At 60.4% G+C, this 15469-nt stretch carries 13 protein-coding genes; 4 read left to right on the plus strand and 9 right to left on the minus strand.

Going from position 1 to position 15469, the window contains the following annotated elements; genetic code table 11:
- Nucleotides 1–7 precede the first annotated feature (7 nt).
- From AB7M25_RS29175 to AB7M25_RS29210, 8 genes are all read right to left on the minus strand, one after another.
- Nucleotides 8–1054 (minus strand): hypothetical protein, encoded by a 1047-nt coding sequence (locus tag AB7M25_RS29175; RefSeq protein WP_429387443.1) that lies wholly within the window; start codon nucleotides 1052–1054, stop codon nucleotides 8–10.
- Between the two features lie 215 nt (nucleotides 1055–1269).
- Nucleotides 1270–2196 carry a sigma 54-interacting transcriptional regulator gene (locus AB7M25_RS29180; protein WP_454238313.1) on the minus strand — a complete coding sequence of 309 codons (927 nt, stop codon included), beginning with the start codon at nucleotides 2194–2196 and terminating at the stop codon, nucleotides 1270–1272.
- A gap of 56 nt (nucleotides 2197–2252) precedes the next feature.
- Nucleotides 2253–2834, minus strand: a complete 582-nt coding sequence (locus AB7M25_RS29185) for an alpha/beta hydrolase (protein ID WP_429387438.1) — start codon at nucleotides 2832–2834, stop codon at nucleotides 2253–2255.
- A 279-nt stretch (nucleotides 2835–3113) separates the two neighbouring features.
- The gene (locus AB7M25_RS29190; protein ID WP_102701888.1) at nucleotides 3114–3515 is read right to left on the minus strand and encodes an ExbD/TolR family protein; all 402 of its coding nucleotides are present in this window, start codon (nucleotides 3513–3515) and stop codon (nucleotides 3114–3116) included.
- Nucleotide 3516: 1 nt separating this feature from the next.
- The gene (locus AB7M25_RS29195) at nucleotides 3517–4242 is read right to left on the minus strand and encodes a MotA/TolQ/ExbB proton channel family protein (protein ID WP_429387436.1); all 726 of its coding nucleotides are present in this window, start codon (nucleotides 4240–4242) and stop codon (nucleotides 3517–3519) included.
- A 44-nt stretch (nucleotides 4243–4286) separates the two neighbouring features.
- Complete coding sequence (locus AB7M25_RS29200; RefSeq protein WP_429518370.1) at nucleotides 4287–5096, minus strand: energy transducer TonB; 810 nt, start codon at nucleotides 5094–5096, stop codon at nucleotides 4287–4289.
- A 259-nt stretch (nucleotides 5097–5355) separates the two neighbouring features.
- Nucleotides 5356–7716 (minus strand): TonB-dependent receptor, encoded by a 2361-nt coding sequence (locus AB7M25_RS29205; RefSeq protein ID WP_454238314.1) that lies wholly within the window; start codon nucleotides 7714–7716, stop codon nucleotides 5356–5358.
- 133 nt (nucleotides 7717–7849) lie between these two features.
- The gene (locus tag AB7M25_RS29210) at nucleotides 7850–8770 is read right to left on the minus strand and encodes a TauD/TfdA dioxygenase family protein (RefSeq protein WP_454238315.1); all 921 of its coding nucleotides are present in this window, start codon (nucleotides 8768–8770) and stop codon (nucleotides 7850–7852) included.
- Between the two features lie 183 nt (nucleotides 8771–8953).
- Between AB7M25_RS29210 and AB7M25_RS29215 the strand changes: the two genes are divergently transcribed.
- Entirely contained in the window at nucleotides 8954–9874 is a 921-nt protein-coding gene (locus tag AB7M25_RS29215; RefSeq protein ID WP_454238316.1) for a LysR family transcriptional regulator, read from the plus strand.
- A 123-nt stretch (nucleotides 9875–9997) separates the two neighbouring features.
- On the opposite strand, the gene AB7M25_RS29220 is transcribed toward AB7M25_RS29215, so the two are convergent.
- Complete coding sequence (locus AB7M25_RS29220; protein WP_454238317.1) at nucleotides 9998–11011, minus strand: ABC transporter substrate-binding protein; 1014 nt, start codon at nucleotides 11009–11011, stop codon at nucleotides 9998–10000.
- Nucleotides 11012–11402: 391 nt separating this feature from the next.
- On the opposite strand from AB7M25_RS29220, the gene AB7M25_RS29225 reads away from it, so the two are divergent.
- From AB7M25_RS29225 to AB7M25_RS29235, 3 genes are read left to right on the plus strand one after another with little or no spacing between them, the layout of a single operon-like run.
- Nucleotides 11403–13001 carry an ABC transporter permease gene (locus tag AB7M25_RS29225; RefSeq protein ID WP_454238318.1) on the plus strand — a complete coding sequence of 533 codons (1599 nt, stop codon included), beginning with the start codon at nucleotides 11403–11405 and terminating at the stop codon, nucleotides 12999–13001.
- Nucleotides 12998–13813: an ABC transporter ATP-binding protein gene (locus AB7M25_RS29230; RefSeq protein WP_429387422.1), complete on the plus strand. Its 816-nt coding sequence runs from the start codon at nucleotides 12998–13000 to the stop codon at nucleotides 13811–13813. The genes AB7M25_RS29225 and AB7M25_RS29230 overlap by 4 nt, the downstream gene beginning before the upstream one ends.
- Nucleotides 13814–13828: 15 nt before the next feature.
- The gene (locus AB7M25_RS29235) at nucleotides 13829–15439 is read left to right on the plus strand and encodes an arylsulfatase (RefSeq protein ID WP_454238319.1); all 1611 of its coding nucleotides are present in this window, start codon (nucleotides 13829–13831) and stop codon (nucleotides 15437–15439) included.
- Nucleotides 15440–15469: the final 30 nt, after the last annotated feature.

The raw sequence follows: 15469 nt of genomic DNA on the forward strand, positions 1-15469 counted from the left end.
AGTAAAATTAAACAACTTCGATCATCGAAGGATTTTCGGTGTTCATCGCGACGTCAATTTCATGTCTGTTCCCATACATATCCCGAACAAACATCTTCACCAACAAATGATCATACCGGACCTGAGACGTACCGCCCTTCTTGGCAAAATGCATCAAAAATGTGACTTTTCCTTGCTCTTCATGGTCAGTCGCAAGTTGATCAGCTGTTTCCCAGGAGACCTCCGCGCCATGATTAGCTTTTAGCCCTTTAAAGTAGCCAACGGCGTAATACCCGAGAAAGTCTGGATGTTCACTACGTGCATGCAACACGCCGGTAATTGAGCAACTGACGAATTTTATATGGTGCTGATCCACCAACAGGTCCAGAACATATCGATCAACCTTGGTAACGTTCTCTGTCGGTCTCCAGTTTCCGGATAGTCGTTTGACCCTGAACTGTTCTTTTCGATAGATCGGCGGTGGAACGGTCCTCAGGTTTATTTCACCGAATTCCGAGGTTTCTTCCGAATAGAACGTCTCCCCATCCGAACGGGTAATGGTCGCAATTAGTTTGATGGGCTCGGGAGAGTTGCTGCTGATGTAGAACGCCTTGAGAAAGATGGCTTTCCCCCGCACAACCGGGCCATGCAGTTCACCCGTGTGAGGAAACGGCTCGTATGGCAAGCGTCGCTCCAGCGTGCACTTCCACGCCAGCTCCTCGCCATCCCGAATATTGTCTATCGGCAGGGCTTTGCCGGAATAGGCATCCAGCAGTTGAATACTGTCTAACTCGCTTTTTAATATTTCTACTGCCTTTCCCCCATGGTCTACAACTTGCCCAACTACCATCAACTTCAACTGCTGATACCCATTGGCGTAAATTATATTTCCGCCCGAAGTCGAGAAAACCTGAAGTCGTTTGAGGTCTATCCACTCAGGAGAATCAGCCTCTTGAAAAGACTGGGGCGCCATCCCCGGATCTGCAGACATATAACCCTCGACAAGGGGATTGATATCTTTCAACTCATCGTCGACACCTGGAGCTATCGCAGCATTATTTCCAACAAACTTCACAGAAAAATCCTTTTTTCATATAATATTTAACAATGACGGATATCAATGTATCCAGGGAGAAATAAGAAGATATGTCAAAACCTATCAACCCACAAAACAGAAAATTGTTACAGCCACACTGCAAATAGTACAAAATATAACAGCAAGAATCAGCGCCCACAAAAAACCAGGCAATCATCAATTGCCTGGTTTCGTTATAAAGCCAATAAAAGCACTTATATATTGATGCTTGTAAAATATTTTTTCAGCGCCTGGACTTCAGCGATATCTCCGTGTTGAACAAGTTGATCTATCCATCCTTGTATAAGAATCGGAGATGGCCGGACAATCGAAAGATTTAAATGCTCCGGCAATATTTCATCACCGGTACTCACCAGCAGCGCAAAGTGAATGATGTTTTCCAGCTCCCGGGTATTGCCCGGCCAACTGTGGCGTTCCAGCACAAGCTGCGCCGCTTCGCTGATCAGCGGCACCGGCAGGTCGAGGCGCTGGCTGTAGATGCCGAGGAAGTATTCGGCCAGCGGCAGGATGTCTCCCGTACGCTCGCGCAGCGCCGGCAGTTCGAGCGGGCCTTCGCTGAGGTAGTGATAGAGCCGTTCATGGAATTTTCCGACGGCCACCGCCTGGGCCAGATCGATGCTGGTGGCCGCGACCAGCCGCACATCCACCGGGCTCGGTTGCTGAGCACCGACGCGGGTGACTTCATGGTTCTCCAGGGCAGCGAGCAGCTTGATCTGGATCGGCAGCGGCAGGTCACCGATTTCGTCCAGGTACAGCGTGCCGCCGTTGGCCGAGCCGAACCAGCCGGCACGACTGCTCGCCGAGCCGCTGTAGCTGCCCGCCGCATAGCCGAACAACTCGGCGTCGGCGTAGGTCGGGCTGATGGCGCCGCAGTTGACCGACACGAACAACCCGCCGCGATCACTGGCGCGGTGGATATGACGGGCCAGCAACTCCTTGCCGGTGCCGGTTTCGCCACGGATCAGCACCGAGACTGAACGCGTGGCCAGTTGCTCAAGGTTTTCACGTAATTGCCGCGAACGCGGGTCGACAAACACCAGCGCCTTGGCGCGGATGCTCAGGGGACTTTTTTCGGCGTCGGGAAAGGTCAGCAGCGGCTGACCGAAGGTTTCAAAGCTCATGGCAGACTCCGCGCCCAAAACCGCCGGGAGACGGGGGCGTTAAATAAAGAAAGTGTTCAAGCGCGGCGCAGGGCGTGGTGTTCCATGCGGTTTTGCAGGCGATAGAGATAGGCAAAACCCTGCTCCCAACGCTGGTGACCGGACTTCACGTTGATATGCCCCGCCCCCGCCAGAATCCCCGCCTCGGCACCCCAGTTGCGCGCCAGCTCCAGGGCTCGCGACGCACTGACGGCGCTGTCGTTGTCGGAGCTGACGACCTGGCTCGGAAATGGCAGCAGGTCCGTCGGGATCGGCGCGAAGTTGCGCAAGGCCGGCGCACAGGCCGGACGCTCGACATCCGCCGGTGCGACCAGCAGGGCACCGCGCACCTGACGCAAGAACTGCACAGGCGCGGTAGCCGCCCAATGGGCGACGGTGATGCAACCCAGGCTGTGGGCGATCAGGATGACCGGCGTGCTGTCGGCGGCAATCGCCTCGGCCAGCGCCGCGACCCAGTCTTCACGTCGCGGCGTCAGCCAGTCGGCCTGCTCCACCCGTGCGCTGTTCGGCAGGCTGTTCTGCCAGTGGCTTTGCCAATGATCTTCTGGCGATCCTTGCCAGCCCGGCACAATCAGGTAGCGAATTGATTCGTTGCGCATGGGGGAGCTCTCCTGCTGTGTGTCTGTTCCCGGTCGAGTATAGGGAGGAGAGTTATATTCGTTAAGGAATAAGAAGCTATTTATTAAGATCTGTATCGAATATAAAACACATAACCTGTAGGAGCTGGCTTGCCAGCGATAGCGGTTTAACAGTCAACGTCGATGCTGAATGTCAGGGCCTCATCGCTGGCAAGCCAGCTCCTACAGGTTTGGGATTTATTCGGAATAAAAAAGGGGCCGCACCCTGCCAAGGAGACGGCCCCGGAAAACGAAAATCTGTTAACGCGCAGTGATCACCGACAACTTGGTAATCCCTGCCCGTTCAATCGATGCCATGGCCCGCGCCACCTCGCCGTAATTCACACCATCGTCCGCCTGCAACTGCACGCGCACCTCGGGGTCCTTGGCCTTCGCCGACTTGAGGCTGAACTCCAGCAAGTCCGGCTGTATCTCGTCCTTGTTGATAAACAGTTTGCCGGCACCGTCGATGCTCACCACCAATGGGTCCTTCTGCTCCACCGGCGCCACCGCCTCGGTCTTGGGCAGGTTGATCGGAATGGCGTTGGTCAGCAGCGGTGCAGTGACGATGAACACCACCAGCAACACCAGCATCACATCCACCAGCGGCGTCACGTTGATCTCGCTGAGCACCTCATCGGTGTCTTGCGTGGAGAAGGCCATATCAGGACGCCTCCTTCACTTTCTGTGCGTTGCCCTGAGCTGCCGCCTTGTGCGCCGTCGGGTGGATCAGCACGCGGAACGAACTCTTCTGCGCCAGGCTGTAGAAGTCATGGGCGAAGTCATCCAGATCCGCCGCCGTCAGTTTCAAGCGACGCAAAAAGTAGTTGTAAACCAGCACCGCCGGCACCGCGACGGCGATCCCCACGCCCGTAGCGACCAGTGCCGCGCCAATCGGCCCGGCGACCGTTTCAAGGCTTGCCGAGCCCGCCGCGCTGATGCCTTTCAACGCTTCCATGATTCCCCACACCGTGCCGAACAAGCCAATGAACGGCGAGGTGCTGCCAATACTCGCGAGCACGGCCAACCCGGTTTCCAGCGACCGGCGCTCGCGCACGATCTGCTGTCGCAAGGCTCGCTCCAGGCGATCCTGATGGTTGATCGCCTGACTCAAGTCCGCCGCCTGTGGCGTCTCGCCCACCTGGATGGCCGCATAACCGGCCTGCGCCACCCGGGCTGCCGCGCCAGGCCGGGTTTCGCTCAGTTCGGCCGCCGAGTCGAGACTCGAAGCGGCCCAGAACTGCTGATGAAACTTTCGATCCTGTGCCTTCAGGCGACCGAACTGCACGCCCTTGAGCAATGCCAGGCCCCAGGTCGCTACGGAAAAAACCACCAGCAGCCAGATCACCGCGCTTTCGATGGATTCAAGTGGAGAGGCCAGTAACGTCATGATGTATTCCTCGTGTAAACGTTTCGCGCGAAATTGGTTTCTGTTTAATGAATCTTGAAATCGATGGGCACGCTGACCCAGCCGTCCTGGGCGACATCACCTTGCTTGGCCGGCACGAAACTCCAGCGTTTCACCGCGTTCAGCGCGGCGTCGTCCAGCGCATCGCGACCGCTGCTTTTCTGGATCTGAATCTCGCCGGGCTTGCCGCTGGCCAACACATGCACACGCAACAACACCGTGCCTTCCCAGCCGCGACGCTGGGCCAGCGACGGGTATTCCGGCGCCGGGTTTTTCAAGTAGCCGGCGGTGGCGGAGGCCGGTGTCACAGGCGCAGGGGCCGGTGGTGCAGGTGGTGCCGGGGCCGCGACGGGTGCTGCCGGCTTCGCTGGCGTGGGTGGCTGCTCAACAGCTTTTGGCGCCGGTTTCGGTAGCGGTTTGGCGACCGGTTTTGGCTTGGGAACCGGCTTCGGTGGAGGCGGCTTCACCGCCAGTTCATCCTCCACAGGCGGTGGCGGCTCAACCACGGGTTGTACGGGTTGCGGTGGCGGCGGCTCGACCACCGGTGGCGCTGGACGCGAAAATTCGATGGTCATGGGCGGGACTTCTGGCGGCACGATCGGCAGCACCGGGGTCGGTTGCTGATTGACCCAATAGATCACCGCGCCATGCACCAGCAACGCCAGCATGCCCAGCACGATTGCTTCACGCCGGCGAAGGACGCCTTTGGGGGCTCGCTGCAAACGCAACTGCCCCAAGGGCACGCGGTGCGGTCGGCCGAGGTCGACCAATTCGCCACCGGGTACCTGGCGCCAAAGCACCTCATGTGCACCGGCGGCGATCTGGACATTGCCCATTCTTTAACTCCCTGCGGTCTCTTTGCGGATAACCGGAACGTCGTGCTGAACATCCCCCGACGACGTCCCGGTAGAGCAATCATTGGCTTGAACGCTTAGTTCTTAAAGTAATGTTTAAATTTATATTTAGAACCTGAACGAATAAATAAAACCCTCAACCCACCGCCAGAGCCCGCCGTTCAAGGGCTCTGGCGCAACGGAAAAAATCCGATGCTTTTCGGGCATTGAAAGTATTCATTCGAAGCATGCTTTTTCGCCGTCAGAAGTCGTATCGGCCGGTCACACCAAGCGTGCGTGGTGTACCGAGCAGGCCTTCATAACCACCATTGGCGGCTGTCCACAGCGTCGTGTAGTAGGTTTTGTCGAAGGCGTTTTTCAGCCACAACGAAACGTCCCACTGCCCCTGGTTGAAGTCGCCGCGCAGACCGGTGGACAGGTTGACCACCGCATAACTCGGGATCTGCCCGAAGTCGGAGTCTTCCACCGTGCCCACCGCTTTGGAGCGGAACGCATAGCTGGCGGTGACGTACTCCTCGAAGCCGTTGTTCAGGTTCCACTTGTATTCGCCGTTGGCATTGCCGATCCATTTCGAGGCGCCGACCACTTGATGGCCACTGAGGTCGCAAGACGGCGGAGCGCCTGGCGCCAGGCTGACTTCCGGCGGGCACGGTGCATCCTTGTAGGAGAGGTAGCTGACGTCGTTGTACGAGCCGTTGATGTTCAGCGTCAGGCCGCGCAGCGGGATCAGGGTGCTTTCGAATTCCACGCCACGGGAGCGCACGGAACCGGCGTTGGTCAGGTACTGCACGCGATTGACGTCGTCGTAGGCGTTGGTCTGATAGCCGTTGACCTGGGTCCAGAACAGGTTGGCGTTGAGTTGCAGGCGACGGTCCCACAGGGTGCTCTTGAAGCCGAGCTCGGCATTGTTGGCGCGCTCGGTGCCGATCAGCAACGAGTCGGCACCGGCCACCGGCGCCATACCGACGGCCAGGTTGACCCCACCGGATTTTTCGCCGTGGGACAACGTGGCGTAGGTGAGCAGGTCGTCGGTGAGGTGGTAGCTGAGGTTCAACAGGCCCGAAGGACTGGAGCTGTACTGGTTCAGATCGCCGGAATCGTAGGCCCCCGCACGAGCACGTCGTGCCGCGGCCGCCGCGCCGGTGACTGCGGCACCACCGGCGGGCGCATTGCGGGTCACCCAGGCGTTTTTCTCTTCATAGGTGCCGCGCAGGCCGGCAGTGAAATCCAGGCGTTCGGTCAGGTGCCAGGTACCCTGCGCGAACAGCGCGAAGCTGTTGGTTTCGATATGCCCGTTACCGACACTGTCGATGTTGTTCAGCGCACCGTTGGGCGTGCCACTCCAGATATCCGCTTGCGGCCCGTAGAAGGTGAAGGATTTGTTGTCCAGGTCGGAGCCGAAGTAATAGGCGCCGAGCACGTAATCGAAGAACCCGCCTGTAGGCGACGCCAGGCGAAACTCCTGGGAGTACTGCTTGTCCTCCACCGAAACCCCGGCGTTGTAGAAGACGGTGGCGTTCAGGCCGTCATCATTGCGCGGGGTGAAATTCCACCAGCGATAGGCGCTGATGGACGTCAGGGTGAAGTCGCTCGGCAGCGTCCAGTTGGCCTCCACCGACGTGCCGCCCTGATGCACGGTGACATGCTGGTCGTTGTTCAGGTTGACCTTGCGGTGGGTGCCATCGACCAGTGTCGCGCCCGCGGCATTGGCCCGGGTCTGGTAGAGGTTGGTGCCATTGATGGTCGGCCCGCTGTTGAACAACACGCGGGTGCCGGCGCTGGAATCTTCTTCGTTGTAGTCGCCGATCCAGCGCAGGTTGAACGCTTCGTTCGGCTTGAACAGCAACTGGCCACGGAAGCCATCGCGCGAGCCGCCGTTCAAATCGTGGCCGTCGAATTCGTTCTTGATATCGCCGTCGCTGCGGGTGCGATACGCAGAAAAGCGCCCGGCGAGCTGGTCATTCAGCGGGCCGGAAATCGTGCCCTTGGTCTGGAAGTAGCCATCCTCGCCCACCGAAGACTCGATGCTGCGTTCCGGGGTGAAGGTCGGCGCGCGGGTGCTGATGTTGATCACGCCGGCGGTGGTGTTCTTGCCGAACAAGGTGCCTTGCGGACCGCGCAGCACTTCGAGCTGCTCGATGTCCATCAGGTCGAATACAGCCATGCCCGGCCGGCCGAGATAAACGTTGTCGAGGTACAGGCCGACACTGCCTTCCAGGCCATCGCTGGCCGGGTTATTGCCCAGGCCACGAATCGACACGCTGGACTGGCGCGCATGCATGTAGGCGACGTTGACGCTGGGCACCAGTTGCTGCAAATCCTGGATGCGATAGACCCGCTGGGCTTCCAGGGTCTGGCCGCTGACCACGCTCATCGGGGTGGGTACGTCCTGCGAGCTTTCTTCGCGGCGGCGAGTCGTGACCGTCACGGTTGCCAGTTGGGTATTGTCGGCCGTGGCGGTTTTTGCCGGGGTGGTTTCAGGGCTGGCGCTTTCGGCCGCATAGCCTTGGGTCCAGCTGGCACTGCCTGCCAGTAGCAGAGCCAGGGGCAGGCGTTTGAGCCGTTGTGGAGAGTGGGTTGGGGCGAAATGCAACGGACTCATAAGACGGGTTCCCGATCAAAAGAAATTCTTTGTTGCTTGCCAGGCCGCCTTCGCGAGCAAGCCCGCTCCCACACTGACCGTGTGAACACTGGAGATCCCCTGTGGGAGCGGGCTTGCCCGCGAAGGCGTCGGCTCAGACGCCGTCGATATCCGGCCCTTTCACGGTCTGGCTGACCTGCCCGTTCACACCCACCGGCACTTCCCCCTTGAGCGTCACACGGCGCACGATCCGGTCCTGGGTCCCGTAGTCATCCACCGCATAATGCTGGGTCGAGCGGTTGTCCCAGATCGCCACGTCACCGGCCTTCCAGCGCCAGCGCACGATGTTTTCCTGGCGGATCACATGGCTTTGCAGCAACCCGAACAGGTGCGCCGAATCGGCCTGGGAATAGCCCTTGATGCGTTTGACGAAATGCCCCAGCAACAGGCTCTTCTCGCCGCTGATCGGGTGCACGCGCACCACCGGGTGTTCGGTCTCGTAGACCGTCGAGGTGAAGACCTTGCGATAGCGCTCCAGCTTCTCCGCCGAAACGTCCGGCCGGGTGCCGGCGTAGTCGTATTCGTTGCTGTGCACGGCGACCAGTTTGTCGGCCAGCTCACGCAGCTCCTCCGACAACCCGTTGTAGGCGGTAGCGGTGTTGGCCCACAGGGTGTCGCCACCGAAAGCCGGGGCCACCACCGAGCGCAGAATCGAGGCTTTGGGGTAGGCCTCGACGAAGGTCACATCGGTGTGCCAGGAGCTCGCACGCTGGCCCTCGGCACCGTCCAGTTCCAGCAGAAAACGCGTGCCTTCACGCACCGGCACGGTCGGGTGCGCCACCGGCTCGCCGAGCAGGTGGGCAAACGCCTCCTGGCGCTGATCGTCGAGTTGGGTCTGCTCGCGGAAGAAGATCACTTTGTATTGCAGCAGCGCCTGTTGAATGGCTTCAACGGTGGCGGCATCCAACTCGCCGGAAAGCTGTACGCCACGGATTTCGGCACCGATGCGACCGGCCACCGGATGGATTTCAAGCGTGTGAACAGCGGGTTGTACTGCGAAAGCGGCATTGCTCATGGGTAGACCCTCATCAGACTGCTTGCGGTTGAACCGGCCGCGAAACACTGCTCTATCTATATTCTATTTAGATCTAATAGATATCAACATGCTTCGTTGACGGAATAAGAGGTTGCATTTAAAACCTCAGTCAACCCTCGTCGCAAATGCCTTCGAGCTATTTTTAGGATGCCGGAAAAGCATATGGATCTTCGCCAGTTGCGTTACTTCATCGCCCTCGACGAACACCGCAGTTTCGTGCGCGCGGCCGAGGCCATGGGCATTACCCAACCGGCCTTCAGCCGCAGCATCCAGGGGCTGGAGCACGAGTTCGGCTGCGTGTTGGTGGACCGTGGCAACAAGGATTTGCGCCCCACCCCCGAAGGCCTGGTGGTGCTGCAACATGCCCGCAGCCTGGTGCAGGGTGCGGCGCTGCTCAGCTCGGAAGTGACGCAGATGACCAAGCTCGATGCCGGTGAACTGCGCTTCGGTTGCGGCCCGGCACCGGCGGTAAAACTGGTGCCGGAGGCGGTGGCGCAATTCATCAATGCACACCCGAAAGTGCGCACCTGCTTCGAAGTGGATAACTGGGAAAAACTCAGCCGCGCCCTGAGCCGTGAGGAGATCGAATTCTTCATCGCCGACATCCGCCATTTCGAGTCCGACCCGAACTTCCAGACCCAGGCGCTGACGCCCAAGCGCGGTGTGTTTTTCTGCCGTCCGGGGCATCCGCTGCTGGCCAAGGAGAGCCTGTCGACCAACGACATGTTCGATTACCCGCTGGCGACCACAAAGATCCCGCCAGGCATTCGCAAACTGCTGGCGAACCTCAGTGGACGGGTGGATTTTTCGCCGACCCTCGAGACCGAACATTTTCCGGCGCTGGTGAAGGTGGTGCTGCAATCCAACGCCATCGGCGTGGGCACGCAAGAGGCGTTCATCGAAGACATTGCCCAGGGTGCGCTGGTGCTGCTGCACTGGCGCAATTTGCCGCAGAACATCGAGAGCATGAATGCGCGGTGCGGGATTGTCAGCCGCACCGGGTTCCGGTTGTCGCCGGCGGCACGGGCGATGATCGAGACGTTGGTGGCGGTGGACAGGCAGCAAGTCAGCGTCGCGGTTTAGGGCCTCTTCGCGAGCAAGCCCGCTCCCACATTTGATTTTCCGCGAACACAAAATTTGTGTACGGCGCAGAACCAGTGTGGGAGCGGGCTTGCTCGCGAAAGCGTCCGAATTGACGCTAGAGATTCAAAGTTTTGCCGCAGCCAACTCCGGCGCCACCCAATCGCTTACCTTGAACGACTTGCGAATCAGCTTCTGCTGCGAAGCCAGGTCCACGGCATCCTGCAATTTGCCAAGGAACACCGGGTCAAGTGTCGAAGGGAACACCTCGCTCAGTTTCTGATCCTTCAGGTCCTGCGTGAGGATCACCGCCGGATAATTCGCCAGCCCGGACACTAGTTGAATGTAGGCGTCCTTGTTGCTGTCCTGGGTCAGCCACTCCACGGCCTGCTGTTGGGCCTTGAGCAGTTTCGCCACCGCCTCCGGGTGCGCATCGACAAACTTCCCGGTCCCCACCAACACGGCCTGCACACTGCCGGCGCCGCCCAGGTCCTTGGTGGTCAAAGGCAACTCGGCCAGTCCCTTGGCCTGTAATGCGGTAAGCCCCGAACCACCCCACGAAGCATCGATCTGCTTCGCCGCCAGCGCCGCCACCGCCGCGTTGAAGTCGAGGTTGATGACTTTCACATCCTTCTCGCTCAACCCCTGACTGGCCAGCGCCGCATCGAAGGACAACTGGCTGGCCGTGCCACGGAAGATCGCCACGCGTTTGCCCTTGAGGTCTTGCAGGGTCTTGATCCCCGAACCCGGTACCACGCCGAGGTAGTGCTTCACCCCGCGCGCCGAGGCGCTGAGCAATCGCGTATCCAGGCCATTGGACTTGCCGATGATGGCTGCCAGGTCGCCGAGGTAGGCCAGGTCCACCTGACCGTTGGCGAACGCCTCGTTGATCACCGGGCCTGCGCCCTTGAAGAAGCTCCACTGAATCTTGATGCCTTGCTCGGCAAAGGCCTTTTCGAAGATCTGTTGATCGCGCAACACATCCACTACACCGCCACCGCTGTGCTGGGTACCGGCACTCAGGTCCGGCACGGCGATGCGGATTTCCTTGAGCTCACCGGCGTTGGCCGTGAAGGCCAGCAGAGCCGCCAGGGCCGGTGCAGCGAACAGGCTGATGACACGTTTGAAGGGAAGGTTCATGGGTACGGCTCCTTGGGGCAACGGGCGTTGATGAGCCGAAAGTAGGCCGAATCAGAACCAACACTTAAATACTATAAATTCACATTTTTAGACCATATGGATCTATATCAACACCGGCGGACCTCTCCGCCAGGTATGCCTTGGCAGCATCGAAAATATTCTTCGAATGCATTGGATGCACGTCGACCGTAAGGCCTTAAATGGTCTCTCTTATCTCTCAATAGCATTTAATTAATATTTTATAGATCAAAAACACATATATGTAGGAGCTGGCTTGCCAGCGATCCCGGACAACCCGGTCGGTCAGACACACCGCCTCGCTGGCAAGCCAGCTCCTACAGAGAGTCTGCGTTGTTTAAGACGCACCCATTCCGACAACGGAGGTTGCCCCATGGCCCGTGTTTCCCTGCTCAGCCTGCCGCTGGCCGCACCCCGGCTTGATGGTCGACGGCATTGGCCGACGCTGAGCCAGCGTCTCTTGCCTTGGCTATTGCCCCTCAGCCTGTTTGCGCTGTGGTGGATCGCCAGCCGTAACCAATGGATGAGCGAGCAGATCCTGCCGGCGCCGACCCTGGTCTGGAGCAGCGCCGTTGAATTGTCCCAGGGCGAGTTGTGGAGCCATTTGTGGATCAGCCTGCAACGTTTGTCCTGGGGCCTGCTCGCGGGGATCAGTGTCGGTGCGGTATTGGGCGCGGCGCTGGGTTTCAGTCGTACGCTCGAACGCCTGGTGTTTCCCACCTTCGCCGGGTTGGCGCAAGTCCCGACCCTGGCCTGGATTCCCTTGTTCATGGTGTTTTTCGGCATCGGTGAAGTGCTGAAACTGGTGGTGCTGATCAAGGCCATCGTGGTGCCGGTGACCCTGCACACACTGGTCGGCGTGCGCGATGCGCAACCCAGGCTGCGCGAAGCCGCCGCCGTGTTGCGCCTGCCCGGGCACCTGTTGATCCGCCGCCTGGTGCTGCCCGCCGCACTGCCGGCCTTCATGGCCGGTGTGCGCCTTGCGCTGGCCGCCGGATGGACCTCGCTGCTCGCTGTCGAACTGCTCGCGTCCAGCGAAGGCATCGGCTACCTGATGGTCTGGGCACGCCAGTTGTTCATGCTCGACATCGTCTTCGTGTGCATCGTGGTGATCGGTTTGATCGGCATGGCGATGGACCGCGGCATCGGCCTGCTGGACAGGACGCTGGTGCACTGGCCGCACCCGGCCACCGCCGAAATCCGTCGCGGGCCGCGTTATCAAGGCTGGCAACGTTTGCAACCGTGGCTGCTGCCACTGGCGCTGCTGACGTTGTGGCAACTGAGCTCGGATCAGCAGTGGATTGACCCGAACATTCTGGTCAGCCCGCTGGCCGTCCTGCACACCGCCTGGCATGGCCTGCTCGACGGCACGCTGATTGGCGGCATGGCCCTGAGTCTGGGCCGAACCCTTGGCGGGTTACTGCTCGGTGGCGGGCTCGGCTTTGCTCTGGGCCTGCTGCTGGGACTGTCGCGCACCAGTGAACGCGTGCTCGGCCCGACCCTCGCCGCCCTCCGCCAGATCGCCATTTTCGCCTGGGTGCCGCTGCTCACCGCGTGGTTCGGCCTGGGGGAATTGGCCAAGTGGGTGTTCGTCGCCCTCGCCGCGTTTTTCCCGCTGTTCATCGCCACCCAACGCAGCGTCGTCAATCTCTCGCCACAACTGAACGAGGCTGCGCAGGTGTTGCGCCTGAACCTGCCCCAGCGCCTCGGTCGACTGGTGTTGCCGGGCGCCGCGCCGGGGATTTTCGCAGGGCTTCGCCTGAGCCTGATCTACGCCTGGCTCGGCACCATCGGCGCCGAATATTTCATGCCGTCCAACGGCGGCATCGGCAGCCAGATGATCGGCGCCCAGCAACTGCTGCGCATGGACCTGATCATGGCCGGCATGCTGCTGGTGGGCCTGACCGGCGCCCTGCTCAACCTCATTGGCCAACGCCTGGAAATCCGCGCCACTCGCTGGAGACACGCATGAACGCACCGATTGTCAGCTTCAATCACGTGGGCAAGACCTTCGACGTCGACGGCTTCGAACTGGAGGCCATTCGCGAATTCAACCTGGACATCGCCGAGGGCGAATTCGTCGCCATCGTCGGCTCCAGCGGTTGCGGAAAATCCACTTTGCTGCGGCTGCTGGTTGGCCTCGACAGGCAATTTCGCGGGCAGATAAGCGTCGACGGCAAAGCCGTCAGCGGCATCGGTGGCGAGCGCGGCATCGTCTTTCAGGAACACCGTTTGTTCCCGTGGCTGAGCGTGGCCGACAACATCGGTCTGGGCCTGGTCAACGAGCCATTGAGCGCCGCGCAAAAGCACCAGCGTATCCATGACTTCATCGAGCTGGTGGGCCTGGGCGACTTCGCCCGCGCCTATCCGCACCAACTCTCCGGCGGCATGGCGCAGCGCGTGGCCATTGCTCGCGGCCTGGTGGCCAGCCCACGGATTCTGCTGCTGGACGAGCCCTTCGGCGCCCTCGATGCGCTGACCCGCCAGCAGATGCAGGACGAACTGCTGGCGATCCGCGCGCGGGCAAAAATCACCACAGTGCTGGTCACCCACGATGTCGAGGAAGCGATCTTCCTCGCCGACCGCGTGGTGGTGATGGAGCCGCGACCCGGGCGGATCAAGCAAGTGGTCGACATTGCCCTGCCCCATCCGCGCCAGCGCAGCAGTTTCGACTTCCACCAGTTGCGCGAAGAACTGCTTCACGAACTCACCAGCGACGGTCACTACCAGCCCCCCGTGCCGGTGCAGGTCCGCGATCTGCCGCTGTCCTTCATTGCCTACTGAAAAAGGAAATGCTTGATGCCGCAACGTCCCAACTTTTTAGTGATCCTGGCCGATGACCTGGGCTTTTCCGACCTTGGCGCCTTCGGCGGCGAAATCAATACACCGAACCTCGATGCCCTGGCCAACAATGGCCTGCGCCTGACCGATTTCCACACCGCACCGACCTGCTCGCCGACCCGTTCGATGTTGCTCACCGGCACCGATCACCACATCGCCGGCATCGGCACCATGGCCGAAGCCCTGACCCCGGACCTGATCGGTAAGCCAGGCTACGAAGGGCACTTGAACGACCGCGTGGTCGCCCTGCCCGAGCTGCTGCGCGAGGCAGGTTATCAGACGTTGATGAGCGGCAAATGGCACCTGGGCCTGACCGCAGAACGGGCGCCCCACGCCCGGGGTTTCGAGCGTTCGTTTTCGCTGTTGCCCGGTGCGGCCAACCATTACGGCTTCGAGCCGACCTACGATGAAACGACACCACGGCTGCTGAAATCCACGCCGGCGCTGTATATCGAAGACGACCAGTTCATCGACGAGCTGCCGAGGGATTTTTATTCTTCCGACGCCTTTGGCGACAAGCTGCTGCAATACCTCAATGAGCGCGACCAGACCCGGCCGTTCTTCGCCTACCTGCCGTTTTCCGCACCGCACTGGCCACTGCAGGCGCCGGCCGAGGTGGTGGAAAAATACCGCGGGCGCTATGACGCCGGCCCTGAAGTGCTGCGGTTGGAACGCCTGGAAAAACTCAAGAAGCTGGGATTGATCGAGGCCGATGTCGAGCCGCATCCCCTGATCCAACTGAGCGCACAGTGGGATGCGTTGAGTGATGAACAGCGGCAGATTTCTGCGCGGGCCATGGAAGTGTATGCGGCGATGGTCGAGCGCATGGACTGGAACATCGGGCGTGTCGTCGATTACTTGCGCCAGCAGGGACAACTGGACAACACCTTCATCCTGTTCATGTCCGATAACGGCGCCGAAGGGGCGTTGCTGGAGGCCTTTCCGAAATTCGGCCCGCAGTTGCTGACCTATCTCAACCAACACTACGACAACAGCCTGAACAATATTGGCCGGGCCAATTCCTACGTCTGGTACGGACCGAACTGGGCGCAAGTGGCGACCGCGCCGTCGCGACTGTTCAAGGCCTTCACCACCGAAGGCGGGATTCGCGTTCCGGCGCTGGTGCACTATCCGCAGCTGCCGCTCAAGGGCCAGATCAGCCATGGGTTCGGCACGGTGATGGACATCACGCCGACCATTCTCGACCTGGCCGGCGTGCGCCATCCGGGCAAGCAATGGCACGGCAAACCCGTGGCGCCAGTTCGCGGGAAGTCGTGGCTGGGGTTCCTGTCGGGCGAGACGGCGCACGTGCATGACGAGCACACGGTGACCGGGTGGGAATTGTTCGGTCGGCGGGCGATCCGCCAGGGGCAATGGAAGGCGGTGTACATCCCCGGGCCCGTTGGACCGGCGACCTGGCAGCTGTATGACCTGGGCAGTGATCCGGGGGAGATTCATGACCTGGCGTCGAGCCAGCCGCAGAGGCTCAGTGCCTTGATCGAGCATTGGCAGCGGTATGTGGATGAGACCGGGGTGATACTGAGTGAGTCGCCGTTTCAGCCGGATTGAGGTTGCCTGAAAGATTGCTGTCGCTGGCAA

Source organism: Pseudomonas sp. AP3_22 TE3818, from assembly GCF_053628995.1.

Excerpts from the sequence above, each read along its gene's own strand:
- AB7M25_RS29180 (WP_454238313.1), bottom strand. The coding sequence starts at position 2,196 with ATGAGCTTTGAAACCTTCGGTCAGCCGCTGCTGACCTTTCCCGACGCC.
- AB7M25_RS29185 (WP_429387438.1), bottom strand. The coding sequence starts at position 2,834 with ATGCGCAACGAATCAATTCGCTACCTGATTGTGCCGGGCTGGCAAGGA.
- AB7M25_RS29190 (WP_102701888.1), bottom strand. The coding sequence starts at position 3,515 with ATGGCCTTCTCCACGCAAGACACCGATGAGGTGCTCAGCGAGATCAAC.
- AB7M25_RS29195 (WP_429387436.1), bottom strand. The coding sequence starts at position 4,242 with ATGACGTTACTGGCCTCTCCACTTGAATCCATCGAAAGCGCGGTGATC.
- AB7M25_RS29200 (WP_429518370.1), bottom strand. The coding sequence starts at position 5,096 with ATGGGCAATGTCCAGATCGCCGCCGGTGCACATGAGGTGCTTTGGCGC.
- AB7M25_RS29205 (WP_454238314.1), bottom strand. The coding sequence starts at position 7,716 with ATGAGTCCGTTGCATTTCGCCCCAACCCACTCTCCACAACGGCTCAAA.
- AB7M25_RS29210 (WP_454238315.1), bottom strand. The coding sequence starts at position 8,770 with ATGAGCAATGCCGCTTTCGCAGTACAACCCGCTGTTCACACGCTTGAA.
- AB7M25_RS29215 (WP_454238316.1), top strand. The coding sequence starts at position 8,954 with ATGGATCTTCGCCAGTTGCGTTACTTCATCGCCCTCGACGAACACCGC.
- AB7M25_RS29220 (WP_454238317.1), bottom strand. The coding sequence starts at position 11,011 with ATGAACCTTCCCTTCAAACGTGTCATCAGCCTGTTCGCTGCACCGGCC.
- AB7M25_RS29225 (WP_454238318.1), top strand. The coding sequence starts at position 11,403 with ATGGCCCGTGTTTCCCTGCTCAGCCTGCCGCTGGCCGCACCCCGGCTT.
- AB7M25_RS29230 (WP_429387422.1), top strand. The coding sequence starts at position 12,998 with ATGAACGCACCGATTGTCAGCTTCAATCACGTGGGCAAGACCTTCGAC.
- AB7M25_RS29235 (WP_454238319.1), top strand. The coding sequence starts at position 13,829 with ATGCCGCAACGTCCCAACTTTTTAGTGATCCTGGCCGATGACCTGGGC.